The sequence below is a fragment of the Clostridium vincentii genome, assembly GCF_002995745.1.
In the GTDB taxonomy this organism is placed as follows: domain Bacteria; phylum Bacillota; class Clostridia; order Clostridiales; family Clostridiaceae; genus Clostridium; species Clostridium vincentii.
In genome coordinates, this window is record NZ_PVXQ01000013.1 from 1 (window position 1) to 26,187 (window position 26,187).

General features: G+C 30.5%; 22 protein-coding genes, 1 tRNA gene and 1 other annotated feature. Of the genes, 13 read left to right on the top strand and 10 right to left on the bottom strand.

The window, feature by feature from the left end; translation table 11 throughout:
* Nucleotides 1-248: 248 nt before the first annotated feature.
* The 6 genes from CLVI_RS07440 (at nucleotide 249) to CLVI_RS07465 (ending at nucleotide 5,836) form a co-directional block, all read left to right on the top strand.
* Nucleotides 249-1,130, top strand: coding sequence for a diacylglycerol/lipid kinase family protein (locus CLVI_RS07440; protein WP_106059492.1), 882 nt, complete (start codon nucleotides 249-251; stop codon nucleotides 1,128-1,130).
* A 138-nt stretch (nucleotides 1,131-1,268) separates the two neighbouring features.
* Nucleotides 1,269-1,982, top strand: a complete 714-nt coding sequence (locus tag CLVI_RS07445) for an ABC transporter ATP-binding protein (RefSeq protein ID WP_106059493.1) — start codon at nucleotides 1,269-1,271, stop codon at nucleotides 1,980-1,982.
* Nucleotides 1,975-3,549 (top strand): ABC transporter permease, encoded by a 1,575-nt coding sequence (locus CLVI_RS07450; RefSeq protein WP_106059494.1) that lies wholly within the window; start codon nucleotides 1,975-1,977, stop codon nucleotides 3,547-3,549. The genes CLVI_RS07445 and CLVI_RS07450 overlap by 8 nt, the downstream gene beginning before the upstream one ends.
* A gap of 25 nt (nucleotides 3,550-3,574) precedes the next feature.
* Nucleotides 3,575-4,564 carry a homoserine dehydrogenase gene (locus CLVI_RS07455; RefSeq protein WP_106059495.1) on the top strand — a complete coding sequence of 330 codons (990 nt, stop codon included), beginning with the start codon at nucleotides 3,575-3,577 and terminating at the stop codon, nucleotides 4,562-4,564.
* Nucleotides 4,565-4,567: 3 nt separating this feature from the next.
* Nucleotides 4,568-5,140 carry a 5-formyltetrahydrofolate cyclo-ligase gene (locus CLVI_RS07460; RefSeq protein ID WP_106059496.1) on the top strand — a complete coding sequence of 191 codons (573 nt, stop codon included), beginning with the start codon at nucleotides 4,568-4,570 and terminating at the stop codon, nucleotides 5,138-5,140.
* Between the two features lie 309 nt (nucleotides 5,141-5,449).
* Nucleotides 5,450-5,836 (top strand): MerR family transcriptional regulator, encoded by a 387-nt coding sequence (locus CLVI_RS07465; protein ID WP_106059497.1) that lies wholly within the window; start codon nucleotides 5,450-5,452, stop codon nucleotides 5,834-5,836.
* Between the two features lie 162 nt (nucleotides 5,837-5,998).
* Here the strand turns inward: CLVI_RS07465 and thrS are convergent, their stop codons facing one another.
* Nucleotides 5,999-7,930: a threonine--tRNA ligase gene (gene thrS / locus CLVI_RS07470; protein ID WP_106059498.1), complete on the bottom strand. Its 1,932-nt coding sequence runs from the start codon at nucleotides 7,928-7,930 to the stop codon at nucleotides 5,999-6,001.
* 70 nt (nucleotides 7,931-8,000) lie between these two features.
* Nucleotides 8,001-8,202, bottom strand: a binding site (T-box leader).
* 137 nt (nucleotides 8,203-8,339) lie between these two features.
* Between thrS and CLVI_RS07475 the strand changes: the two genes are divergently transcribed.
* Nucleotides 8,340-10,358, top strand: a complete 2,019-nt coding sequence (locus tag CLVI_RS07475; protein ID WP_106059499.1) for a methyl-accepting chemotaxis protein — start codon at nucleotides 8,340-8,342, stop codon at nucleotides 10,356-10,358.
* 48 nt (nucleotides 10,359-10,406) lie between these two features.
* A tRNA-Leu gene (locus tag CLVI_RS07480) sits at nucleotides 10,407-10,491 on the top strand.
* Between the two features lie 67 nt (nucleotides 10,492-10,558).
* On the opposite strand, the gene CLVI_RS07485 is transcribed toward CLVI_RS07480, so the two are convergent.
* Nucleotides 10,559-10,963 (bottom strand): HNH endonuclease, encoded by a 405-nt coding sequence (locus tag CLVI_RS07485; RefSeq protein WP_106059500.1) that lies wholly within the window; start codon nucleotides 10,961-10,963, stop codon nucleotides 10,559-10,561.
* 235 nt (nucleotides 10,964-11,198) lie between these two features.
* Between CLVI_RS07485 and CLVI_RS07490 the strand changes: the two genes are divergently transcribed.
* Nucleotides 11,199-11,873: a hypothetical protein gene (locus CLVI_RS07490; protein WP_106059501.1), complete on the top strand. Its 675-nt coding sequence runs from the start codon at nucleotides 11,199-11,201 to the stop codon at nucleotides 11,871-11,873.
* An 88-nt stretch (nucleotides 11,874-11,961) separates the two neighbouring features.
* Here the strand turns inward: CLVI_RS07490 and ispF are convergent, their stop codons facing one another.
* A complete protein-coding gene (gene ispF, locus CLVI_RS07495) occupies nucleotides 11,962-12,435 on the bottom strand; it encodes a 2-C-methyl-D-erythritol 2,4-cyclodiphosphate synthase (protein WP_106059502.1) in 474 nt (157 codons plus the stop codon).
* 415 nt (nucleotides 12,436-12,850) lie between these two features.
* On the opposite strand from ispF, the gene CLVI_RS07505 reads away from it, so the two are divergent.
* Together CLVI_RS07505 and rluF are read left to right on the top strand one after the other, a co-directional pair.
* On the top strand, nucleotides 12,851-13,852 hold the full coding sequence (locus CLVI_RS07505; RefSeq protein WP_106059504.1) for an anti-sigma factor domain-containing protein: 1,002 nt from the start codon (nucleotides 12,851-12,853) through the stop codon (nucleotides 13,850-13,852).
* The gene (rluF, locus tag CLVI_RS07510; protein WP_170065617.1) at nucleotides 13,836-14,615 is read left to right on the top strand and encodes a 23S rRNA pseudouridine(2604) synthase RluF; all 780 of its coding nucleotides are present in this window, start codon (nucleotides 13,836-13,838) and stop codon (nucleotides 14,613-14,615) included. The genes CLVI_RS07505 and rluF overlap by 17 nt, the downstream gene beginning before the upstream one ends.
* A 62-nt stretch (nucleotides 14,616-14,677) precedes the next feature.
* Here the strand turns inward: rluF and CLVI_RS07515 are convergent, their stop codons facing one another.
* The gene (locus tag CLVI_RS07515) at nucleotides 14,678-15,556 is read right to left on the bottom strand and encodes a polysaccharide deacetylase family protein (RefSeq protein WP_106059506.1); all 879 of its coding nucleotides are present in this window, start codon (nucleotides 15,554-15,556) and stop codon (nucleotides 14,678-14,680) included.
* Nucleotides 15,557-15,994: 438 nt separating this feature from the next.
* Between CLVI_RS07515 and CLVI_RS07520 the strand changes: the two genes are divergently transcribed.
* The gene (locus CLVI_RS07520; protein WP_106059507.1) at nucleotides 15,995-16,582 is read left to right on the top strand and encodes a TetR/AcrR family transcriptional regulator; all 588 of its coding nucleotides are present in this window, start codon (nucleotides 15,995-15,997) and stop codon (nucleotides 16,580-16,582) included.
* A gap of 15 nt (nucleotides 16,583-16,597) precedes the next feature.
* On the top strand, nucleotides 16,598-17,974 hold the full coding sequence (locus tag CLVI_RS07525) for an aldehyde dehydrogenase (RefSeq protein WP_106059562.1): 1,377 nt from the start codon (nucleotides 16,598-16,600) through the stop codon (nucleotides 17,972-17,974).
* Nucleotides 17,975-18,072: 98 nt separating this feature from the next.
* On the opposite strand, the gene ppnP is transcribed toward CLVI_RS07525, so the two are convergent.
* The 6 genes from ppnP to CLVI_RS07555 form a co-directional block, all read right to left on the bottom strand.
* The gene (gene ppnP / locus CLVI_RS07530) at nucleotides 18,073-18,387 is read right to left on the bottom strand and encodes a pyrimidine/purine nucleoside phosphorylase (protein ID WP_106059508.1); all 315 of its coding nucleotides are present in this window, start codon (nucleotides 18,385-18,387) and stop codon (nucleotides 18,073-18,075) included.
* A gap of 30 nt (nucleotides 18,388-18,417) precedes the next feature.
* Nucleotides 18,418-19,860 carry an Asp-tRNA(Asn)/Glu-tRNA(Gln) amidotransferase subunit GatB gene (gene gatB / locus CLVI_RS07535; RefSeq protein ID WP_106059509.1) on the bottom strand — a complete coding sequence of 481 codons (1,443 nt, stop codon included), beginning with the start codon at nucleotides 19,858-19,860 and terminating at the stop codon, nucleotides 18,418-18,420.
* Nucleotides 19,861-19,880: 20 nt separating this feature from the next.
* Nucleotides 19,881-21,344, bottom strand: a complete 1,464-nt coding sequence (gatA, locus tag CLVI_RS07540; protein WP_106059510.1) for an Asp-tRNA(Asn)/Glu-tRNA(Gln) amidotransferase subunit GatA — start codon at nucleotides 21,342-21,344, stop codon at nucleotides 19,881-19,883.
* 11 nt (nucleotides 21,345-21,355) lie between these two features.
* Nucleotides 21,356-21,643 (bottom strand): Asp-tRNA(Asn)/Glu-tRNA(Gln) amidotransferase subunit GatC, encoded by a 288-nt coding sequence (gene gatC / locus CLVI_RS07545; protein ID WP_106059511.1) that lies wholly within the window; start codon nucleotides 21,641-21,643, stop codon nucleotides 21,356-21,358.
* Between the two features lie 12 nt (nucleotides 21,644-21,655).
* A complete protein-coding gene (aspS, locus tag CLVI_RS07550; protein ID WP_106059512.1) occupies nucleotides 21,656-22,945 on the bottom strand; it encodes an aspartate--tRNA(Asn) ligase in 1,290 nt (429 codons plus the stop codon).
* Nucleotides 22,946-23,441: 496 nt separating this feature from the next.
* Nucleotides 23,442-26,090, bottom strand: a complete 2,649-nt coding sequence (locus tag CLVI_RS07555; protein ID WP_106059513.1) for a cation-translocating P-type ATPase — start codon at nucleotides 26,088-26,090, stop codon at nucleotides 23,442-23,444.
* Between the last annotated feature and the right edge of the window lie 97 nt (nucleotides 26,091-26,187).

Consider the following 26,187-nt stretch of genomic DNA (forward strand, 5'->3'; position numbering starts at 1 on the left):
ATAAATCCAACTCCATTCTTTTTATCTTAGCAATAAAATTATAATGGATAATTTATGTATTGGGGAGATGTTTTTACATCTCCTTTATTTTTTTGCTACCTTTGCCTACTAAAATTATACTCTAACGATTATTTAAGGTTATGTTTAGATTCTTTTTTATGCATTTTAAGATTTATATATTATATAATATTTTACACAAAATAGGAGCGGGAAAGCTTAATAAGTAATATTGTGGGGGTGGTGAAAAAATGAAGTATTTGTTTATAGTAAACCCAGTAGCGGGAAAAGGAGAAGGATTAAATTACATTCAAGAGATTAAAAAATTATTTAAAGAAGAAGAGTATTACATAGAAGTAACAAAAAGGAAGGGACATGCTATAGAAATTGCTAAAAAATATTCTTCAGAATCAGATTATATTATTTATGCAGTAGGTGGAGATGGGACAGTTAATGAAGTAGTAAATGGAATTGTGGGGAGTGATAGTTCATTAGTTATTATACCTACAGGCAGTGGTAATGATTTTATAAGAACTATTGACCCTAATTATAAGAAAAAAGATTTCTTACATAAATTAATTGGGGGCAATACTACCCTAGTTGATATTATAAAAATAAATGAAAAATATTTTTTAAATATAGCTTCAGTAGGACTAGATGCCGATATTGTTTATAATGCTATAGCATTTAAGAAAATGAAACTTGTTAAAGGAGATATGGCATATATTTTTAGTGTAGCTAAAACCATATTTGGCAAAAAAGGAATACCTCTTAAAGTTAAACTAGATGGTAAAGAAATTTGGGATGGTAAGGTATTGCTTTTAGCCATAGCTAATGGAAAGTGTTATGGAGGAGGAATAAAAATAACTCCTAATGCAGAGATTGATGATGGATTAGCAGATGTTTGTTTAGTTGAAAATTCAAATCTTTTAAAAATATTTCGATTACTACCTAAATTAGCTACAGCGAAACATACAGAATCTAAAGAGGTCATAATTTATAGGGCAAAACAAATTGAAATAGAAGGTGAGAATATATTCAGAGTTAATATCGATGGAGAAATTGTAGAGTCTGACAGATTAATAATGCAGGTTATTCCTAAGGCTATTAAGTTGGTTATACCGGAGAACTAAAGAATAGCGAATATAGGCTTAAACCCTTTATAGGGAAAAAAATAAATTTTCATTGAACTTTTTCTAAATTTTTACGTTTAATATATGAAAATAAAGTGGAATTTATATAACTTAAAAAAGATATGGGAGAGTGGGAGTATGTTAATAATTAATAATTTTTCTAAAACTTTTAAGGGTGGTAAAAAAGCAGTGGATAATTTAAATCTAACAATAGATGCAGGTGATATTTATGGATTTATTGGTCATAATGGAGCTGGAAAGACAACAACTATTAGGGCTATTGTAGGAGTTATGGAGTTCGAGGAAGGGGAGGTTTTAATTGAGGGTCATTCTATAAAAGCAGAACCACTTTTATGTAAGTCTAAGATTGCTTATATTCCTGATAATCCAGATTTATATGAGCATTTAACAGGAATTCAATACTTGAATTTTATTGGTGACATTTTTAATGTTGGGAAATCAGATAGAGAAGTAAGTATAAAAAAATATGCTGATTTATTTGAAATCACCAAGAACTTAGGAGATTTGATATCCTCTTATTCTCACGGAATGAAGCAAAAGCTTGCAATTATATCTGCACTTGTACATAAGCCAAAACTTTTAATTTTAGATGAACCATTTGTTGGACTAGATCCTCAAGCTGCCTTAACTTTAAAAAATATAATGCACGAATTATGCCATGATGGTAGTGCAATTTTCTTTTCTACCCATGTACTTGATGTTGCAGAAAAATTGTGTGATAAAATTGCAATTATCAAAGATGGTAAATTAATTGCCAGTGGGAAAACAGAAGAATTAACCAAGGGACGTACTTTGGAAGAGGTTTTTATGGAGGTAATTAAGCATGAGTAATGGCTGGATAATACTTTTAAAGGTACAACTAATGAGCTTTTTTGGAATCAATGAGCTGCGGTACTCTAAGGATTCTAAGAAACGGAGAAGTCTAATTATTTTTGGTGTATCTATAATTATTGTTGGAATTTGTGCAGGTGCATATAGTGCTGCTATGGCCTACGGTTTAGTTAGTATGGGAATGGTAGAAATTATTCCTGCTTATATGTTGATGATAATAAGTATTATCACTCTCATGGTTACTATGTTTAAAACAAATGGCATATTATTTGGATTTAAGGATTATGATATGGTTATGTCATTACCTGTAAAAACAAGTGCTGTCATCACCAGTAGGTTTATGATGATGTATGTTTTAAACTTTTTATTTGAATGTGTTGTTATTATCCCAGCATCTATTATTTATGCAATAAATATAGTACCTGAGCCAAGTTATTATATTATGATGATAATTAGCATTTTTATTATCCCCCTGATTCCAATGACCATTGCAACAACTTTTGGAGCAATAATTACAGCAATTTCATGTAGGTTTAAATATAAAAACCTATTGAGTATTTTGATGTCTTTTGGACTTTTTCTGGCTTTTTTTTATTTATCTATGAGTTCTAAGAATTTACAGGTAGAGGATGTGGCTAATCTAAGTTCTGCCATGATGCAACAAATAAATATGACTTACCCAATTGCTAGAATATTTACAGAAGCTATTTGTAATTATAATATTTTAGCATTTTCAGCATTTATTTTAATTTCCGTTACTTGGTTTTATGTATTTATTAAACTTATATCATGGAAATATAATGAGATGAATACTGCACTAACAAACCATGAAACAAAAAGAAATTATAAAATGAAGTCTCTTGAAATATCATCTCCTTTTATAGCTTTGTACAAAAAAGAATTGAAACGCTATTTTTCTTCAACCATATATGTAATGAATACTGGTTTTGGAGTGGTGCTTTTATTAATAGCAACAGTTTTTATTGCTATATTTGGTGTTGAAAATTTGGATACTCTTATTGGGGCTCCGGGGATTTCAGCTATGATTTCAGCATCAGCACCATTTGTTATTGCCACAATGATTTCAATAAGCTGTACCACAGCCTCTGCAATTTCTTTGGAAGGCAAGAATTTATGGATATTAAAATCCTCGCCTATAAAGGCAAAGACAATCTTCGATAGTAAAATAGCAGTTAATCTAACCATCTTATTGCCAACGGTTATTGCATCAGGAATTGTTCTAGCAATTAGATTAAGGCTAGGTATTTTAGGGACCCTTATGATATTCATAACTCCAATAGTGTATTCCTTTTATATTGCCATTGTTGGAATTTTTACCAATTTAAAGTTTCCTAATTTTGACTGGACGTCTGAAACAGTTGTAATTAAACAAAGTGGCGCAACCTTAGTTTCCATGGTAGTTCAAATGCTAAGTGTAATAATTCCTTTTGGATTGATATTTGTCATACAAAAAGAATTATCAAATTATATAGTCATTGGAAGTACAGTTGTTATTGCAACAATTGCAGTAGTATTATACTCTTATATTAGCAGCCAAGAGCTATAAAGATAATAGGGATGAGGGATATTAAATGAATATAGGATTAATAGGGTACGGTGGAGTAGGTAAAGCCTTTATAAGATTATTAGAGGAAAAACATATCCATTGCAGCATTAAATACATTCTAAAAAGTGATGGGGGAGTATTCAATTCTAAGGGCTTAGATATTAATGATGTTATTAAGATTGAGGATAATATTAAAGAGCATGAGGAGTGGATGGAAGGCAGAAACTTTGAAAATGTTATAGATGAAAAAATAGATTTTTTAGTGGAGCTAACTCCTACAAATATGAAAACAGGGGAACCTGCATTAACATATATAAAGGAAGCTTTAAATAGAGGGATAAATGTTGTAACAGGAAATAAAGGGCCTATTTTAATTAATTATTTAGGCTTAAAGGAGTTAGCTAAAAAGAATAATGTTTCCCTTGGGATAGGCTGTACAACAGGGGGAGCTCTTCCTAGTATAACTGGAGGTAGGGTTGATTGTGCAGGTGCTAGAATTGAAGAAATTCAAGGTGTGTTAAATGGTACAACTAATTATATATTAAAAGAAATGGGAACTAAGGAAATAGAATATGAAGAGGCACTAAAAAATGCTCAAGAATTAGGTATAGCAGAAACAAATCCTAAGATGGATGTGGAGGGTTTTGATACAGCTATAAAGATGATAATATTAACTAATGCCCTACTGGGAAAAAAGCTGACCCTAGAGGATGCAGAAATAGAAGGAATAACTAAAGTAACAGTTAAGGATATAAAAGAAGCGGAACAGGAAGGTAAGAAAATTAAATTATTAGGCAAGGTTTTCACTAAAAAAGGTAATATAAAGGTTAAGGTAACACCAGTGTCAATAGATGAAGAACATCCTTTATATTTTGTGGAAGGGAAAAATAAAGGGATATACTATAGGACGGATACCTTAGGCGATATAACTATAATAGGTGGAGCTTCCAGTACTAGAAATGCTGCAGCTGCAATTTTAAGAGATATTGAAAACATTAAGATTATGAGGGTGTAAGTTATGAAGAATAAAATAAGAAAAGATATTATTGGGAAAAGAGATTCTTTAGATTTAGAGAAAAAGAGAAATTTTGATAAAATTATAATAGGAAAGTTAAAAGAGACAGAGGAGTATAAAAAAAGTAAAAATATATTTATATATATAGGTTTTGGTAGTGAAATAGATACAGCAAAATACATAGAAGAATTCTTAATGGAAGGAAAAAAGGTTTTTGTCCCTAGAACTAATATGGTGATTAAGACTATGGATGCAGTAGAAATTACATCCCTAAAAGAATTAGAAAGAAATAAGTTTGGAATATTAGAGCCGAATAAGAATAAGGAATCCATAGATAAAAATCAGCTTCAATTAATTATTATGCCAGGGGTCGCCTTTGATATTGATAAAGGAAGAATAGGTTATGGTGGAGGATATTATGATAAGTATATGGAATATATAGCTGAAGGCATTCCTAAAATAGCATTAGCTTATGAACTTCAAATTATAGATAAGGTTCCTAGGGAAGACCATGATATTCTTCCAGACTCTATAATTACAGAAAAGAGAACTATAATTCAGCCTGTATTGGAGTAATATTAATTAAATTAAAGCGTATATAAAAAAATAAGAAGTGAAGATTCTTTTTCAAGGAATTTTCACTTCTTATTTTTTATACATCTTTAAAGAGTAACAAAATGGATAAAAACAATTTTAAATAAAGTACAAATATTACTTATCTTGAAAAACCATATTTACCACACAAAGTTGTAGGATATAAATAATAAGTGGGAGATGGACTAAATTTCATGCAATTTAATCCATAAGCTGCTTAATTAAAAAGAGAGAAATTATTGATTTAGAGTAAACTGAAAATGATATACTTAGATTAGGAGGTGAAATCATATGAAGATTGCAGAAGTATGTGAAAAATTTGGTCTTTCTCAGGACACACTCCGCTATTATGAACGCATCGGGCTGATTCCTCGTGTTAACCGCAATAAAAGTGGAATTAGGGATTATACTGAAGAAAATTGCAGGTGGGTGGAATTTAATAAATGTATGCGAAGTGCAGGACTTCCAATTGAAGTATTGATTGAGTATGTTACGCTGTTTCAACAGGGTGATCAAACCAGTCAGGCAAGAAAAGAACTTTTAATTGAACAACGTAAACTGCTTAAAGCAAAAATGGAAGATATGGAAAAAACAATTGGACGTTTGGATGATAAAATTACAAGATACGAACAGGCAGTAGTTGTAAAAGAAAAAACACTAAAAAGATCTGAGGAGTAGTCTTGTGATATAGAGTTTCAAGTTTAAACAGTAATATACTACAAAACAAGACCAGCAAATTAATTTGCTGGTCTTTATATTGCTTACAAATTATAAATATATAATTTGTGTAAACAAAGTAATATTAATATTTTTTTAAATTAGGTATTAATAAATTTAAGCCTATATCTCTTTGTTAGCAATTTCAGTTAATATTCTAGTTTCAAATTCTACTAGAGCTACACTTCCTTCATCACCATCTTTTCTACTTCTTACAGATACTGTGTTTGATTCAGCTTCCTTTTCTCCAACAACTAGGATAAAAGGAGATCTCTCTAGTCTAGCTTCTCTTATCTTGTAACCAATCTTTTCAGCTCTGTAATCAGCTTCGACTCTTATGCCTTTGTTCTTTAATGATTTAACAACAGAATCTGCATAGTCATTGTACTTATCTGAAATTGGAAGAACCTTTGCCTGAACAGGAGATAACCATGTTGGGAAGGACCCAGCATATTTTTCTATAAGCATAGCTAATGTTCTTTCATAACAACCTATTGATGATCTATGGATTATATAAGGACGTTTCTTTTCTCCATTCTTATCTATATAAGTCATGTCAAATCTTTCTGCTAAGGCAAAGTCAATTTGAACTGTAAATAGTGTATCTTCTTTACCATGAACGTTTCTGCATTGGAAATCAAGCTTTGGACCATAAAAGGCAGCTTCATCATCAGCTTCAACATAATCAATTTTTAAGTGATCGAGTATTTGCTTCATTACAGATTGAGTATGGTCCCAAGCCGCAGGGTTATTTATATACTTTTCAGTATTTTTAGGATCCCATTTAGAGAATCTATAAGTAATATCCTCAGCGATACCTAAAGTAGACATTATATAATCAATTAATTCAAGAACACCTTTGAATTCTTCTTCAAGTTGTTCAGGTGTAACAATTAAGTGACCATCAGCTAAGGTAAACTGCCTTACTCTTGTAAGTCCGTGCATTTCACCGGAAGCTTCATTTCTAAATAAAGTAGAAGTCTCACCATATCTAATTGGTAGATCTCTATAGCTATGTTGCTCTGCATTGTAAATTGTATATTGGAAAGGACAAGTCATGGGTCTTAGAGCCATAACTTCCTCACCTTTTGATTCATCACCTAAAACAAACATTCCATCTTTATAATGATCCCAGTGGCCAGAAGTTTTATATAAATCACTTTTAGCCATTAATGGAGTTTTAGTTAAAAGATAACCTCTTTTTTCTTCTTCATCTTCAACCCATCTTTGAAGTAGTTGAATTATTTTAGCTCCCTTTGGCATCATTAGAGGAAGACCTTGACCTATTTTTTCATCGGTCATAAATAGTTTTAGTTCTCTTCCTAGTTTGTTATGATCTCTTTTTTTAGCTTCTTCTATAGCTTCTAAATGAACATCTAATTCAGCCTTTTTTAAGAAAGCAGTTCCATAAATCCTAGAAAGCATCTTATTCTTTTCATTTCCTCTCCAGTAAGCACCAGCACTTCTGAGTAACTTAATTGCTTTTACTGGCTTTAAGGACATTAAGTGTGGTCCAGCACAAAGGTCCGTAAAGTCACCCATCTTGTAGAAGGAAAGAATTTCTCCTTCTGGTAGGTCGTTTATTAACTCAACCTTGTATGGTTCACTTTCCATTAATTTTAAAGCTTCTTCCTTTGGAAGTTCAAATCTTTCTATAGAAGGATTTTCTTTAATTATCTTTTTCATTTCAACCTCTAGCTTTACTAAATCTTCAGCAGTAAAGGGTGTCTCTACATCAAAATCATAGTAAAAACCATTAGTTATAGAAGGTCCTATAGCAAGCTTTGCAGTGGGGAATAGTCTTTGAACAGCATAGGCTAAAACGTGAGAAATACTATGACGTACTGCGTCTTTACCTTCTTGAGAATCAAAGGTGCATATACTAAGCTCTGCATCGTTATTTACTATATGACGAAGGTCTGAAACCTTACCATCTACAATACCGCAACAAGCATTTCTAGCTAGACCTTCACTAATACCTTTTGTTATGTCTAAAACTGAAACTCCAGGTTCGAATTCTTTAATAGAACCATCTTTTAAAGTTATTTTAATCATTTTTAAAATCTCCCTTCAAATATGTGTTAATAAATATTTTGTAAAATAAAAAAACCCCGCTCTATGATGACATAGAGACGAAGTTTATCCGTGGTTCCACTCTAATTACCTATAAAATAGGTCACTTATGGTTATCGTAACGTGATAAAAACGGACTTTATTAAAGCCACTCAGAGATGGTTTTCAGTTAATTTCATTTAAAAATACTCTCAGCTAGGTATTTTCTCTCTGCAAATGAAGTGCTAACTTACTGTTCTCGTCATCATTTTGTATATTCATTAGTATTAATTATAATTATATTGATTTTATATGTCAACAGATTAATAAAATTAACCTGTTTTTAACTAAAAACAAACATAATTTTTGCAAAAAACTATTAATATTAGAAATATTGGTAGGGGGTAATTATATGTTTAAAAGTATTAAAAGTAAATTATTAATAATATTAGTTCCTATATTTATTGCAGGGTGTATATTCCTTTCAAACTATGCATACCAGTCAGCAAGTAAGAGTTTAACTGAAAGCAATTTAAATATAATGAGCGAAATGAATAAAATAGCAGCAAATAATGTAACTGAACAAGTTAATAAAGAATTTAAGATTTTAGATATAATATCGAAAAATACAATAATTAAAAATGATAGTTTATCATTAGAAGAAAGAATGAAGGAAGTAACCCCTTTAATTGAAGTAAATGACTCTTTGGATGTTGCAATTGCTGATAAAGATGGAAAAGCTATCTTTTTAAGTGGGAAGAGTGAAAGCATCAAGAATACAAAATATTTTATGGCAGCTATGTCTGGGAAAAGTGAAGTGTTAACACCTTATTACGATTATACTTTGCAAAAGAAGGTGATTGCTTATTCTAGGGCCATCAAAAATGATAATAATGAAAATATAGGAGTAATTGTAGCCTTTAAAGATAGTAGCCAACTAGGCTCTATAACGAGTTCTATTAAATTTATGAATACTGGTAGTGGATTTATTGTAGATAGTTTTGGTAATTATATAGCCCATGAAGATGAGAGTTTTGTAAAGGAAAACAAAAACATAGTATCTATTACTGCAGATGGGCAAGATCTTACAGCTTTAAATAATGTAGGAAAAAATATGACAAGTGGTTTTTCAGAATCTAATGAATATGTATATGGTGGCATTGAAAAATATGTTACATATACTCCAGTAGGTGAGAGTGGATTATCTCTTGCAATATCCATAGATAAAAGTGATTTGTTAGAAAAGTTAATAGCATTAAAGATTACTAGTATTATTGTTACAGTAGTTGTTGTTGCAATATTAACAATAGTAATAATATTAGTAAGTATTAATATAGCAAGACCTCTTAAAAGAACAAAAGAGTATGTTCATATAATGGCAGATGGAGATTTTACAAAGCAAATTAATCCTAAATATATGAAAGGAAAAGATGAGGTAGCAGATATATGTAAGTCTATAAATAGGGCGAAAGATTCCATAGGGGATATGATATATTCTGTTAAGGATACTTCGGAAGGCGTGAGAGTTAATGCTAATGCGTTATCAGATATTTCTGTGGATTTACTTGCATTAACAAATAATATAACTGTAGCTATAGAAGAAGTATCAGATAGAACAGGAAATCAATCAAATGAACTATCCATTATAGTTGAAAAACTTAACTATTTTAGTGAAAAAGTAAATAGTATAAATAATAACATTAATCATATTAATTTAAAAGCAGAAGAGGTTAGAGTTGAAGCTATACAAGGGAATGAGGATATGAAAAATTTAGACAATGGGATAACTAACTTTAATATTAAGTTTCAAAAGTTAGTTGAAGAAATAGAAAGTATTAACGAACATATCCTAAAGGTAAATGCCATTACAGATTTAATTAAAGAAATATCAGACCAGACAAATCTTCTAGCTTTAAATGCAGCAATTGAAGCAGCTAGGGCGGGAGAGGCTGGAAAAGGCTTTGCTGTAGTGGCAGATGAAATAAGATCTCTTGCAGAAGAAAGTAGCTCATCTTCTAAGAATATATATGGAATTTTAAACGAACTAAGAAGTAGAATTGGAGGAGTAGTAGACTCAAGTGATGCGATTAACCTTGAATTTAAATCTCAGAGGGAAGGTGTTAATAAAGCATTGCAAGCCTTTAATGGAATATCGGATTCAGTTAGGGATATAGCTCCAAAGGTTAAGGATATTAAGAATGATTTTGATAAATTATCAAATAGTAAAAATATTATAGTAAATATAATAGAGGAGATAGCCATATCGTCTGAGGAAACCTCTGCCTCAACAGAAGAGGTAATAGAAGCCGCTATAAATTTAAATAAAAGTAGTGTTGATTTAGAAACAAGTTCAAATATCCTTTTAGATAAGGCAGATAATTTAATGAAGAGAATTGAAAAATTTAGTATCCTAGATCCAAATAAGATATAAATATATTGACTTTTTTTAGGATGTAAGTATATAATAATAATACAACAAGCAGATGTGGCGGAATTGGCAGACGCGCTAGACTTAGGATCTAGTGCCTTCGGGCATGGGGGTTCGATTCCCTTCATCTGCACCAAATAAAAAGAAGTAACTTTAGAAGTTGCTTCTTTTTTTGTATAAAATTCCAAAATAACTTAATACTATTAATAAAGATTGTTCATAATACGGTTTATTTCTATATGATCTAAAGTTTCTTTAGAATATAATGTTCCGCCCATAAGAGTTAATATAATAGGATCCTTTTTGTAGCCTTCTTTATATAATTTAATATTTTTAGTTATTCTTTTTAAAGCATTTATGGAGATTTCCAGTATATGTCCTAATTCTTTAAAAGTATAATATTCTTTAGGAAGCAGAAAATAAAGTTTATCTTGTAGCTCCAGTTTATATTTTATATCTGTTTCAATAGAATGATGGGGACCATCTTTACCTCGATGGTGTTTCTGGCAAAGGTAGGTGTAGTTTATCTCTATATCTAAACCTCCTTCACTTCTATGAACAATATGATGAATATCAGCTTTTTTGTTGCAGACTTCGCAGAGAAACAATAATAAACCTCCTTAACTATTATGAGTATATTATATAATAAAAGCTTTATTAATTCAATTTATTGGAAATAGAAAAACAATAAAAAACAGTATATATTAATAAAGTTAAGGTATACATTGTAATGTAATTGAATAAAAATTAAAAAAGAGGTATAATATACTATATAGGAAAAGACAATAAATAATATATTATACAGTATATAATATTATATAAAAGGGAGAAAGGTGATAGTAGGTGAGGCAAAACTATAATTCTATTAAGTACTGGGAAAGTGTAGTAAGTGAAAATAAGACTATACGAGGGCATATGTTTATGCAGGCTCCACCAAGGGCGAATTCTTTATACATTCATACGCTTATTTTTAGTAAAAACAATGGAATAGACAATATTTATGCGTATTTTCCAGATGTAAAATTATTATTAGGATATATACAGTATTCTTTTTTACAAGAAGCCTTTTATAAATGGATTTATGGTAAGAATAAGATGATAACAAAGATACCAGCATTACCTGTTGAAAAAATAATTAAAGGTGGACTACAAAGAGGGCTAATAACAAGTGATATTGCAAAGACTATGATAAATAATTATAGTAGAGTCGCTAAAATGTGGGATTTACCTAAAGAGAGAGTGTTTTCAGAATTAACAAAATTTATTAGAGACTTTAATAGAACTTGGTTTGGAAATAATCAAGAATTCTTATATATGAAAATTTTTAAAAGTGCCGTAGAACTTGGAGATTTCGTTGTAGAGTCAACTATGATTACAAATGATAAAGAAGAGTTCGAAAATAAGATCGGAGTTACAATAGATGAATGGAATACTATATGTAAACATGCAACTTCGGATAAGTTAGTAGGAGAAAAGTTTCAAAATATTCTACAAAAAAGTTTAACAGAAGTTATATAGCAAATTTATAAATAAATAGCAGTATATCGTTCGGAACAACTCGTGATGGCGAACAAAAGAACCTTTGAAGGAAAATCCTTCAAAGGTTTTATTTTATATCTAAAAGACAGATACTTTGAGATGAAATTCCTAGTTCTTCTCCGGTAAAACCAAGCCCTTCTTCTGTTGTAGCTTTAATATTTATCTGTTCTACAGATATATCTAATGCAGACCTAATATTTTCTCTCATTAAAGATATGTGAGAGGCCATTTTAGGCTTTTGAGCTATAATAGTGGAATCTATATTGGAAATTACAAAACCTTTTTCAGATATCAAGTGCCCTACTTCTTCTAATAGTTTAATGCTTGAAATTCCTTTAAAGTTCTCATCAGTATCAGGAAAATGCCGACCAATATCTCCAAGGGAAGCAGCGCCTAATAAGGAATCCATTATTGCATGTAATAAAACATCTGCATCAGAGTGTCCTAAAAGTCCAAGGGGGTGAGGAATTGTAACTCCTCCAATTATAAGTTTTCTGCCAGGGACAAGACGATGTACATCATACCCCATTCCTATTCTCATATCGTCACCTCTTTTTTTCTTAATATTTTATCATAGTTTAAGGTGATTAGATACTTTATAAAAGTTTTTTTTAGGAAGAGTCTCCTTTAAAATTTTATTTTTATTATTGAAATGCTTCTTAAAGTGGTTAAATATTAAAAAAAAGGCAGAAAGGAATGTATAGTTTAGATAACTAACTTTTTTATGAGTGAATATAAAATCAACATATATAACATTGTTATTCATAATAAAACCTCTTTCAGTATAATAGCTATACTATAATATATTTAGGTTTAATCTCATGTATACAAAACTTTATTAGTTTTCGATATGGTATAATATAATATATGAAGAATTAAATTATTTGGCATTATTAGAGTTAATAGAGTATTAACTGTTTAAATTTCATAGTAAATGCTTTGGAGGCTGGTAAAACTTGAAAGATTTTAATAAAGATAAATATACATTTGTAAGTACAGTAGCAATAGTAGATATCGGAGAAAAGGCAGTAAAGCTGAGGGAAAAGCAAATAGCCATTTTTCTAAAGGAACTATTGTTATTTAAGGTATTATTAAAGGATTTAGTGGGACATTCCCCTAGCTATAAAAATAAAACGGTTATATTAAACTTAGCTTATTATATAATTGAGGATACAGAAATGCTTGAAAGAATATTTAAAAAAAAAGAATTACCTTTAAGGAAACTTGAAAGAGAAACTAGGGCATCTAGAGCATTTTTGGAGATATGGCAGGATTATATATTAGCTTATATAATTATTCTATCAAATCCTAATTATAAATATATACAAGATTTTTTGAAGATCGAATTAAAGGAAGAAAAGACTACTATAGCACTTTATGAAAATACAAAGGAAAGAATTTTAAAAGGACTAGCATTAAAAGTAAATGAACAAAGTGCTATTATTATGACTGTGTTAGGGGATTTTGTTAGAATAAAAAAAACAGAACAACTAATGGTAGGAGAAGTAGGTCAAGGAAAAAAGAAAAGGGGCGTAACTGATTATAAATTACATATAGCTATTGCAATAATTCTTATAATGCTAGTTTCTTTTGGATTGTATAAAGATTATAACAAAGTAGTAACTACTGTTGTAATTAGTAGTACTTCACAAATCAAGCTTGAGCTAAATAGAGGAAATACAATAATATATATTCATACTGTGACAGATAAAGGGAACGCTATGATTTCATCAGTGGAGCCTATGGATAAGAATATTGATATAGGTTTAAAAGAGCTTATTGAGTATGCAAAGAATGATAAAATGATTCCTGGTGATGGTATAGTAGTAACCATAATAGGAGAACCTTTGAAATATGGAATACTTAAAGAAACAGCTCAGTATATTAAAGATAATGACATATCAATACAAATAAATAATGATGGCAATTTACATAATATATATGAACTTGCAGATTAGGAAAAGGAAGATAAAAATGAAGGAAAATAATATAATAATACATGAAGATAGAGCTGGGGATATAAGACTAAATAAATATATAAGTGAAACAGGAATCTGCTCTAGACGAGAGGCAGATAAACTTATAGAAGCGGGTAAAGTGAAAATTGACGGACTTGTAGCAGCTATGGGAACCAAGGTTGCTAAAAATCAGATAGTAACAGTCAAGGGTAAACAAATTTCAAAGGAAGAGGAACTTGTATACATTGTATTAAATAAGCCTATTGGAATAACTTGCACTACGGAAAAGAAGATTAATGGAAATATTATTGATTTTATAGGGCATAAAAAAAGAATATTCCCTATAGGAAGATTAGATAAGGATTCTCAGGGGCTAATTTTACTTACAAATGATGGGGACATAGTAAATAAAATTTTAAGAGCAGGGAATAGTCATGAGAAAGAATACATAGTTAAAGTTAACAATCCTATTAAGAAGGAATTCATAGAAAAGATGTCCTCAGGGGTAGGTATATTAGGAACTATAACCAAAGACTGTTATGTTAGAAAAGCGGGATCCAATAGTTTTAAGATTATATTAACTGAAGGGATGAATAGGCAAATTAGAAGGATGTGTGAAGCTTTAGGATATGAAGTAACTTCACTTAAAAGAGTAAGGATCATGAATATAACTCTTGGAGAATTAAAAATAGGTCAATGGAGAGAACTTAGATCAAAAGAATTATATGGATTAAATGAGCTAATAAAAGAATCAAATAAATAATTTTATATAAATAGCCACCCATAATATGGGTGGCTATTTATGTACCTGCAATAATTGAACCTTTAATTTTGTATTCCTAAAAGTCTATCTTTAAATGTGTCTATAGAATGAAGAGAATTCACGTAAATTCTATCTAGAGTAACAGGGTTATCAGTTCTATCTGCTAGCCCTGTATCTGTAGTAAAGGCTATAGAATATCCGGAAGCAATAGTAGCTTTTTTAGTATCCTCATTATAATCACCATAAGGGTATGCTACAGAAAGTACATCTTTTTTTGTGATACTTTCAATTTTAGATTTAGAACTTTTAAGTTCTTCTAATTGTTCTTCATATGAAAGGGTATCTAAATGAAGATGACTAACGGTATGGCTTTCTATATCAATTCCATAGTCTGACATTTCTTTAATTTGGCTACTAGATACATAATAATTGCCAATGTCTGTTTCTGATGTAATTACAAAAATAGTTGCTTTCATGTTTAATTCTTTTAAAATAGGGAAAGCATAGGTGTAATTATCTGTATATCCATCATCAAAAGTAATAAGAATACTTTTTTCTGGTATAGCTTTATTATTTTTAATATAATCATTAACTTCAGTCATAGTAAGGCTAGTATAGCCTAAGTCTTTAATTAATTGAAGTTGTTCTTTAAGTTGAGTAGGAGAAACATAGAGTTCTTCTCCAGGATGTGCAGGGTCTACTGCATGATAATATAAAACTGTTACACCCACGTTTTCATTAGTAAGGGTAAGATCTTCAAATCTATTCTTTTCTTTAGGAAGTTCAACATCATTAGTTTTATTTTCTTCTAAAATTTCGTTATCCTGCTTATCAGAAATATTTTTATTAATTATAAATATAATTGAAAAAACTATGATTAATGACATCACAATAATCATGATACAAAGCGAGACTTTTTTCAAATTCGGTTTATTATTCATTATTTACCTCCAATATAAAATATTACAAATTAAATTTTATCACAATAATAAGCTTAAAACAAACTAACAGAAAAATATAGTAAAATACTGGATATAATCCACATAGTCCACAATTGGTTGTGGATAACTTGTTCGATATCTGTGGATTTGTATGTTAATAGTTGTGTATAGAGAAAAAAAGAAAATATCATACAGGATTAAATAAAAAAAGGTGTGGATAACTTTATATGTAAATTATTAATATAAATTGATATTGACAATATGTAAGGCTTCTAAGAGATAAGGGCATAGAATAAATTGTCGATAAATGTAGTTTAATTATTTGCTCTGCAAAAAGGCTAAAATAATAGTTAATATAGATAATTGAATTGACAGTATATAGTATAAGAAGTAATATATAATCAATGATTTAATCGTTGATTAAGGAGGCGCAAAATTATGAGTGAAGAAAATATTTCAAAAAGAGATATGATATTAAAAGTTGTCCTTGATTATATAACTAATCATAATGATTATGATATAACCATAAGAGAAATAGGCAGATTAGCAGGCGTTAATTCTGCAGCCATAAGCTATTATTTTGGATCTAAGGATAATCTAATAAAGGAAGCTTCAAAATATTATTATATTTCATCAAATAAAATATTTGAGCAACTAAAAAATAAAAATATAAAGCCAAGAGAAAGAATGATCTTATTTTGTATGAATTATTCGGACCATATTCTAATGTACATAGGTTTTTTAAAAGCTCATATATCAAGTTATATTGTAGAGAAGGAAACTGAGTGTGAAATGGAAGATTGGTTAGGAACTAATATAGAAGAAATTAGAACAACTATTAAAGAGCATACAAAAATTTTAGACGAAGAAATATTAAATTTTAAAGCAATACAATTAATCTCAAGTATGGTTTATCCAACATTAATGAATAAGTATAAAGATGTTATAGGTGGAATGGACTATTGTAATTATGAAACAAGAAAGAAATATTATGAGAGTTTAGTAGATAGTATATTAAATATTTAACAAAAAGGGGTCATGATAATGAGTATAGAAAAGATTGTAGAAAATCAAAGGTTATTCTATAGAAGTAATAAGACTTTAGATGTAGATTTTAGGATAAAGCAATTAGAGAAATTAAAAAGGGTAGTAAAAGAAAATGAGGATATTATACTTAAAGCTTTAAAAAAAGATTTATATAAGTCTGATTTTGAAGGATATATAACAGAAATCGGAATATTATATGAGGAAATTAATTTAGCCATGAAGAAGTTAAAAAAATGGGCAAAGAGGGAAAGGGTTAAGACTTCAATAATGTACTTTCCAGCTAAAAGTTACATATATAAGGAACCTTATGGTGTAGTGCTTATAATAGGACCTTTTAACTATCCATTTCAATTAGTAGTTTCACCCTTAATTGGTGCTATAGCAGGAGGGAATTGTGCTGTAATAAAACCTTCCGAGCATACAGTAGCAACCTCTAAAGCATTAGAAAAAATAATAAATGATAATTTTGATGAAAAATATATAAAGGTAGTTGATCCTTTGGGAGGAAGAGAGGTAGTTACAGAGTTACTTGAATCAAACTTTGATAAGATATTCTTTACTGGAAGTGTTAGGGTAGGTAAAATAGTTATGGAAAAAGCTGCGAAGAGGCTTATACCAATAACTTTAGAGCTTGGAGGGAAGAGTCCTTGCATTGTAGATAAGGATGTTAACATTAAAATGAGTGCCAAGAGAATAGTTTGGGGTAAATATTTGAATGCGGGACAAACTTGTGTAGCACCAGATTATTTATGTGTTCATAAAGATATTAAGGATGAATTGCTAAGGGAGATGGTAAAGGAAATAAAATTACAATTTGGAGAGGACAATAGAAAGTCTCTTGATTACCCAAGGATAATAAGGGTAGAAGAGGTAGATAGACTTTCTCGTTATATAGATGAAGGAGACATTTATTATGGAGGAGAGATAGTAAGAGAAGAAAAATATATCTCCCCAACAATACTTATAAATATAAAAGAGGGAAGCAAAATATTAGAGGAAGAGATTTTTGGACCGATATTACCGGTTTATGAATTTAATAACTTGCAAGATGTATTAGATAAAGTTAATGAGGGACATAAACCTTTAGCTTTATATTATTTTTCTGAACGTAAAGACCAAATTGAAAAGGTATTAAAGGAGAGTTCATCAGGTGGCGTTACAATAAATGATACAATACTTCATGTATCCTCAGGCTTTCTACCTTTTGGTGGGGTAGGGAATAGTGGAATGGGTTCTTACCATGGAAAGTATAGCTTTGAATGTTTCTCACATAGTAAAGCTGTTTTAAAGAGAGGAACTTTTACTGAATTTTCCTTTAGATTTGCACCTTACAAGGATAAAATAAAATTAGTTAGAAAAGTTTTTAAATAGAATAAAGGTGATTGGCACTTATGTGTACCAATCACCTTTTTTCTACTTAAAATTTTAATTCAAATAACATGGCATAGCTACTTTATTGTAAAATACTATTATTTTATGTATGAGCAACAGTAATCAACCACTTCTTTAACTACAACAGTAAATTCTGAATTTGAATGAATTGAAAAACTATCTCCTTCTTTTAAAGAGACGAAATTATCCTCGCCAGGTAATTTTGCATCCAAAGAACCCGCAGTAATTTCCATTAACTCCTTTTCAACAGTAGAAAATTTATAAGTTCCAGGCATCATTATGCCTAAAGTTTTCTTTTCTCCATTTTCAAGGATAATAGTTCTGCTTGAAACTTTGCCATCAAAATATAGATTAGCCCTTTTTATTGCTGTAACATTAGTAAAGTTGCTCATTAGTAAAACCTCCATAAAAATTATATAGTATTAATTACACCTTGATTTTAATTGATCATCAAGTAATTGTTTAGCTACTTTAGGGTTAACTTTACCCTTTGAAGCTTTCATAATTTGACCCATTAAGAAGCCAGCAGCTTGAGCTTTACCATCAGCAAAGTCAGCAACAGACTGAGGATTTGCATCAAGAACCTGAGAAATTATTTGTTCAACTTCTGAAGTATCACTAATTTGAGTTAGTCCCTTAGATTTAACTACATCTAAAGCAGAAACTCCTGTTGTGAACATTTCCTCGAATACTTCGCGTCCAACAGTGTTGCTTATTTTCCCTTCTTCAATAAGGGTTATTAGCTCATATAGAGACTTAGAAGTTATTTTTATTTCAGTATCATCTAAATCTTCTTTAAGAAGTCTTAAGAAGTCTCCTAAAAGCCAGTTAGTAACAGATTTTGCTTTTGCTCCTAATTTAATTGTCTCTTCAAATAGATCAGAAAGCATTTTATTATCTATTATTATTTCAACTTCTTTTTCAGGTATACCATAGGATTCGATAAATCTTGCCTTCTTTGCCTTAGGCATCTCAGGAAGGGAAGATTCAATTTCTTTTATTTGCTCTTCGTTTATTATAATTGGAACTAAATCTGGTTCAGGAAAATATCTGTAATCATGGGCATCTTCCTTGCTTCTCATTGAGACAGTTTTACCCTTACCATTATCCCATCTTCTAGTTTCTTGTTTTATCTTATATTCTTCACCATAAGTATATAATTCTCTTTGACGTTTTTCTTCTTTTTCAAGAGCTTTTTGAAGCTCTTTAAAAGATCCGATGTTTTTCATTTCAACCTTAGTGTTTAAAACATCTGTGCCAGCTTCACGAATAGAGATATTAGCATCACATCGTAAAGACCCTTCTTGCATTCTACAGTCTGAAATATCAGCATGTTGCAAGATTGCTTTTATAGTTTTAAAGTAAATAACTGCCTCGTCAGGAGAGCGTAAATCTGGTTCTGAAACCATTTCTATAAGAGGGACTCCAACACGATTGTAGTCAATTAAAGATACATTGTCTTCATCAACATGAACTAGCTTTCCAGCATCTTCTTCAATATGAATTCTATTTAAGCGGATTTTTTTAGTTACTCCGTTAATGTCTATTTCAACATAACCCCCTGAACATAGTGGTGAATCAAATTGTGAAGTTTGATAAGCCTTTGGAAGGTCAGGGTAGAAGTAGTTTTTTCTATCCATTTTATTTAATTTATTAATTTTACAGTTAAATGCTGTTCCTGATTTAATAGCTAAAGCTATTACTTTTTCATTAAGAACAGGAAGAGTTCCAGGTAGGCCTAAACAAATAGGACAAGTGTTATAGTTAGGATCCTTACCAAACTCAGTAGAGCAGGAGCAGAAAATTTTAGTTTTGCTTTTTAATTCGGCATGTACTTCAAGACCAATTACGGTTTCTAAACTCATATTAATTCTTCCTTTCTATACTAAAGTATTGGGGCAAGAGTAGATATTTTGACTTCTTGCTCTAAGGCATAAGCTACCTTAAATATTTTTTCTTCACCAAAGTGAGGACCTATTATTTGAATACCTATAGGTAAACCTGATTCGCTTTTCCCATAAGGAAGTGAAATAGCGGGAATACCAGCAAGATTTATATTAATTGTATATATATCACCTAAATACATTGCTAAAGGATCTGTACAGTTTTCTCCAATCTTAAAAGGAAGGGTAGGAGTAGTAGGACTTAAGATAACATCATATGTATCAAAAGCTTTCTTAAATTCTTCCTTAATTTTCTTTTTAAGCTTTAGAGCTCTGTTGTAGTATGCATCATAATAACCAGAAGATAAAGCATAAGTTCCTAGCATAATTCTTCTCTTAACTTCAGTACCAAAAGCTTCAGTTCTAGTTTTAGTTATTAATTCATCTACATCTACAAATTCTTTAGTACGATATCCATATCTTATTCCATCAAACCTTGCTAAATTTGAACTAGCTTCAGCAGAAGAAATAATATAATAAGCAGATAAACCTTCCTCAGTAATAGGAAGAGAAATCTCCTCAACTTGAGCTCCAAGAGCTTTTAATTTTTCTATAGAATCAAGTAGGGAAGCTTTAATTTCTTCATCAAGACCTTTTTTAAAGAATTCTTTAGGAACTCCAATTTTCATACCAGAAACTCCAGATTCTATAGTAGATAAGTAGTCTTTTTGTATAGGTTCTTTATAAGTTGTACAATCTAACTCATCAGATCCTTGGATAATTTCAAGAGTTAGGGCAGCATCCTTTACTGTTTTTGATATTGGTCCTATTTGGTCTAAGGAAGATCCAAAGGCTATAAGGCCAAATCTTGAAACTAAACCATAAGTAGGTTTAAGTCCAACAACTCCACAAAATGAAGCTGGTTGTCTTATAGAACCACCTGTATCTGAACCTAATGAAACTGGAGCTAATCCTGCAGCAACACAAGCGGCAGAACCACCTGAAGAACCTCCTGGAACTCTTTCTAAGTCCCAAGGATTACTAGTTACTTGGAAGGCTGAGTTTTCAGTAGAAGATCCCATTGCAAATTCATCCATATTAGTTTTACCAATAATAATAGCATCTTCTTTAAGTAACTTTTCTATTACAGTTGCATTATATGGTGGAATAAAGTCTTCTAATATTTTAGATGCACAAGTGGTAATGATACCATCAGTACAAATATTATCCTTTATAGCTATTGGAACTCCAGCAAGGGCTCCAATAGGTTCATTTTTAGCAATCTTTTCATCAACTATTTTTGCTTTTTGTAAAGCATCTTCTTCACAAAGTCTAAGGTAAGATTTTACTTTAGGATCAATAGATTTTATTCTTTGAAATAATGAAGTAATTACTGAAGTGGCAGTAAAACTTCCATTTTTAATTCCGTCTCTAATTTGGCATATATCCATATTTTCAATGTTCATTACTTCATCTCCTATTCAATAATTTTAGGAACTATTATTGCAGTACCCCTCATGGATTTAACATTTTGTAATAGCTTTTTTTTATCTTCAAAGCATTTCACTTTATCTTCTCTAAGAACTGGCTTTAAATCATCAGCGTTAAGGTCTAAATTAATATCACTTAAATCAAAGTTATCTATGGATTCAAAGTGAGATAATATGCTTTCAAATTCTCCTATAAGCGTTTGAAATTCCGGCTCAGTAAAGCTAAGCTTTGACAATTTAGCAATATATTTAACATCTTTAATTTCAACTTTCATAATTTCATCCTCCTATGGTTCTAATCTCTTTAAATCTCTTGGTAGTAGAGTAGCTTCTCTAATGTTTTCAAGATCCAATATTTTTAAAGTAAGTCTTTCAAGACCAATAGCAAATCCTCCATGAGGTGGCATACCATATTTAAAGGTCTCTAAATAGAAATTAAAATCTTCTGGATCTAATCCGAATTTTGTAATGTTTGCTTTTAACATTTCATAGTTATGAATTCTTTGACCACCAGTAGTTATTTCAAGTCCTTTAAATATAAGGTCAAAACTTCTAGTAAGACTTGGATTTGTACTATCTGGCATAGCATACATTGGTCTTTTTGCAACAGGATATTCAGTTAAAAATACAAAATCACAGTTATAAGTTTCCTTAACATATTGTGAAATTAATACTTCACCTGCAGCATCTATATTACCTATTGGAGATTTTTTATTGTATTTTTCAAGTAATATATTATGTGCTTCTGCAAGAGGAATTCTTGGAATTTTAATAGTTTCAGGAAGCTCAATATTATACATTGCAAGTTCTCTTTCACAGTTTTTTCTTAAAGCAGAATACAGATAGTTTAAAAAATCTTCCTCAAGATCCATAATATCAGTTTCGTCTTTAATAAATCCCACTTCAACATCAAGACTTATATATTCACTTAAATGTCTCCAAGTACCGTGAAGTTCAGCTCTATAGGCAGGAGCAATTTCAAAAACTCTTTCAAAACCAGCACCAACCATCATTTGTTTATAAAATTGAGGACTTTGGGCTAAAAATGCACGTCTACCAAAGTAGTCAACAGTAAACATTTCAGAACCACCTTCAGTGCTTGAAGATATAAGTTTAGGAGTATGTATTTCTGAAAATCTTTGACTTCTTAAGAAAGATTTAAATGCATCAGTAATTTCTTCTTGGATTCTAAAGACAGCTCTTGCTTTAGGTCTTCTTAGGGATAAACCTCTATAATCTAATTGTTTTTCTAAAGCGACCTTTTGTTTGAATCCATTGATTTCAAAGGGTAGCTTTTCATAAAAAACATCACCTATAATAGTAATTTCCTTTGTGTCCAATTCTAGTCCACCTGGAGCTTTTTCATTAACAATCTTTTCTCCAATAGCTTCTATACACATTTCTAATCTTAATTTTTTAGAATTTTCTTTATCCATTACCAATTGAACAATACCAGTTTTATCTCTAAGATGTACAAATGATACCGTACTAAGCTCATGAATTTTATGAACCCATCCCTTTACAAGTACTGTACTTTCAGATACATCTTTAATGTCACATACATAAACTCTTTTCATTTTTTAAAAAGCCTCCTTGTTAATTTAAGTAATTATAGTTTTAGAACAAAATATCCCTATACTTATTAAAATAGTATAGGGACGAAAAACTTCGCGGGCCACCCTAGTTAGCTAAAGAATTTAAGGTTTACGGAAATATAAAAACCGTTCCTATACTTGCGTATAGGAACGGTATATATCCGTAATGCCATCCTAAATTATCTTAAACTTACTCTTAATTAGTACAAAATATTATAATTTTATACCTAGTCATGTTAACGGTTGACTACCGGCTAAGTCTACTCTTTTCATTTCGGTTAGCGTCTCAAAGGTGTTCTTCCATACATAAATCATACTAGGCTCACACCAACCCTAGCTCGCTAAAAATCAAGTAAGTACTTACTCTCCTCATCATTGACTGTTTTTAAACTATATTCTAATTATTTACTATTATATGCTCTAAATATAAATTAATCAATATAATTTTCACTATTTATAGAAAAAAGCACAAGTTCTCTTATGTATTTACACCTTCATTTAGGTCAGCATCTTCTTCATCTTTTTCCATATCATTTACAAATACCTTGTATATTTGAATTATGAAAGTAGGTAAAAATGCTAGTAAGTATATACCTGCAATTAAGGTTACATCAAGTTTAGCAACTTCAAATAAATGTTGTAATGGTGGTACAAATAATACTAGATTTAAGAATACTAAACCAGCACCGAAGGCATACCAACTAAATTTATTAGAAAATATTCCAAGGGCGAAGAGCGATTTTTTTCCTCTGCAGTTAAATCCATGAAACAATCTAGCTAAGCATAGAGTAGAGAAGGCCATAGTTTGCGCAATTGCTTTATTTCCAGTAGATAATCCGATATGGAAAGCAATTAAAGTAAATATAGCGATTAAAAGACCTTCAACAGCAATTTCTTTCATGAAGTCTTTAGTTAATATAGATTCCTTACTACTTCGTGGTTGATCTTTTAATAAGTCTTTCCTTGATTTCTCCATACCTATTGCAATAGCAGGCAAACTATCTGTTAATAGATTAATAAATAAAAGATGTACAGCGGCAAAAGGTACTGGCAGTGCCATAATAGATGAATATAAAACTGCTAGAATTCCTGACATATTACCTGATAGCAAGAATCTGATTGAATTCTTTATGTTTGTATAAATATTTCTACCATTAGTTATAGCCTTAACAATAGTAGCGAAGTTGTCATCAGTAAGGATCATAGAAGCTGCATCCTTAGAAACTTCAGTACCTGTGATACCCATAGCAATTCCTATATCAGCTTGTTTTAAAGCGGGAGCATCATTAACCCCATCACCTGTCATAGCAACAATGTGGCCTCTATTTTGCCATGCACCTACTATACGAATTTTATGTTCGGGAGAAACTCTTGCATAAACTGAAATGTGCTCAAGCTTTTTATTAAGTTCATCTTCAGAAAGCTTGTCAAGTTCTAAGCCTTCAAGAGCTATGTCTCCATCTTGTAAAATACCTATTTGTTTAGCAATAGCAGAGGCAGTAATCTTATGGTCTCCGGTAATCATAATAGGTTTAATTCCAGCCATTATACAATCTTTAACAGCTTCAGCGGATTCTACTCTTGGTGGGTCAATCATAGAGACTAATCCAAGGAATACATATCCATGCTCATCATCTAAAGAAAGATCTTTTTCGTTAGGCAATACCTTATAAGCAAAGGCAAGTACTCTTAAACCATGTTGTGAAAGAGATGTATTTGTATTAACTATTTTTTCTTTATCCGTAGGTAGGATCTCACGAATTCCAACAGAGGTTTTAATATGAGTAATTCTATTTAGTAATACATCAAAAGCTCCCTTAGTATACATAATATATTCTCCATCAATTTTGTGGACAGTACTCATAAGTTTTCTGTCAGAATCAAAAGGGATTTCATTAAGTCTACTATGTTTAGTTCTAACATCACCTTCAATAAATGAATGACTACGACCTAGGTTTACAAAAGCAACTTCAGTAGGGTCACCCATTTCAACTCCATAAACGGAAGTTGAATCATTACATAATATTGCAGCTCTTAAAATAGATTTATGAACTGCATTAGATAGATCTAAATTCTCAGATTCAATTAAACTATCATCAACGTATATTTGCTTGGTTGTCATCTTGTTTTGTGTTAAAGTACCTGTCTTATCAGAGCAGATTATTGAAACACAACCAAGACTTTCAACGGATTTTAGATCTTTAATTATAGCATGTTGGTTTGCCATCTTTTGAGTACCTAAAGCTAGTACTATCGTAACAATGGAACTTAAGGCTTCAGGGATTGCAGCAACAGCTAAAGCAACAGCGAACATTAAGGAGTCAAGCATAGGTCTGTTCCTATAAAGACTTAATCCAAAAACAATTATGCAAATTACTAGAATAATAAGGGCTAGTTTTTTACTGAAATCATCTAAGGTTAGTTGAAGAGGTGTCTTTTTTTCCTTAGTTTGCTCCATTAATGTTGCAATTTTCCCAAGTTCAGTATTCATACCAGAAGTAGTAACAACAACAGTTGCTCGTCCATAAGTAACTAATGAACTAGAGAAGACCATATTTTTTTGATCTCCAAGGGCAATTTCAGTTTCATTTATAACTTCAGCGAATTTTTCTACAGCTTCAGATTCACCTGTAAGAGAACTTTCATTAATTCTTAATGAAAAGTTTTCAATAATACGACCGTCAGCCACAACTAAATCTCCAGATTCAAGTAATAAAATATCTCCAGGTAAAACCTCTCTAGAAGGAATTTCAACCTTAATCCCATCTCTAATTACTTTTGCACTTGGTGCTGATAAAGCCTTTAAGCTTTTTAAAGATTGTTCAGCTTTTACATGCTGAACAGTTCCTAAAATTGCATTCATAATAATAACTGCAAAAATAACTATAGTGCTTTCAGAATTACCAGTTGCCATTGAAACAAGTGCAGCAATAATTAGGATAACTACTAGTAAATCCTTAAACTGTTCAAGAAATATTACTAAAGTACTTTTCTTTTTCTTTTCAGTTAATTCATTAAATCCATTTTTTTCTAAAGAGCTTTCTACTTGAGCTGTAGATAAACCATTTTTTTCTACATTAAAAACTTTTAGGACATCCGTTGATGTCTTTGAAAAAAACTTTTCCATAATATGCTCTCCTCCTAAAATTTATAAGTGAATAAGATAATAAAAAAAGACCTTTAATATAAATAGGATAAGCCTAATTATATTAAAAGTCTTGTAA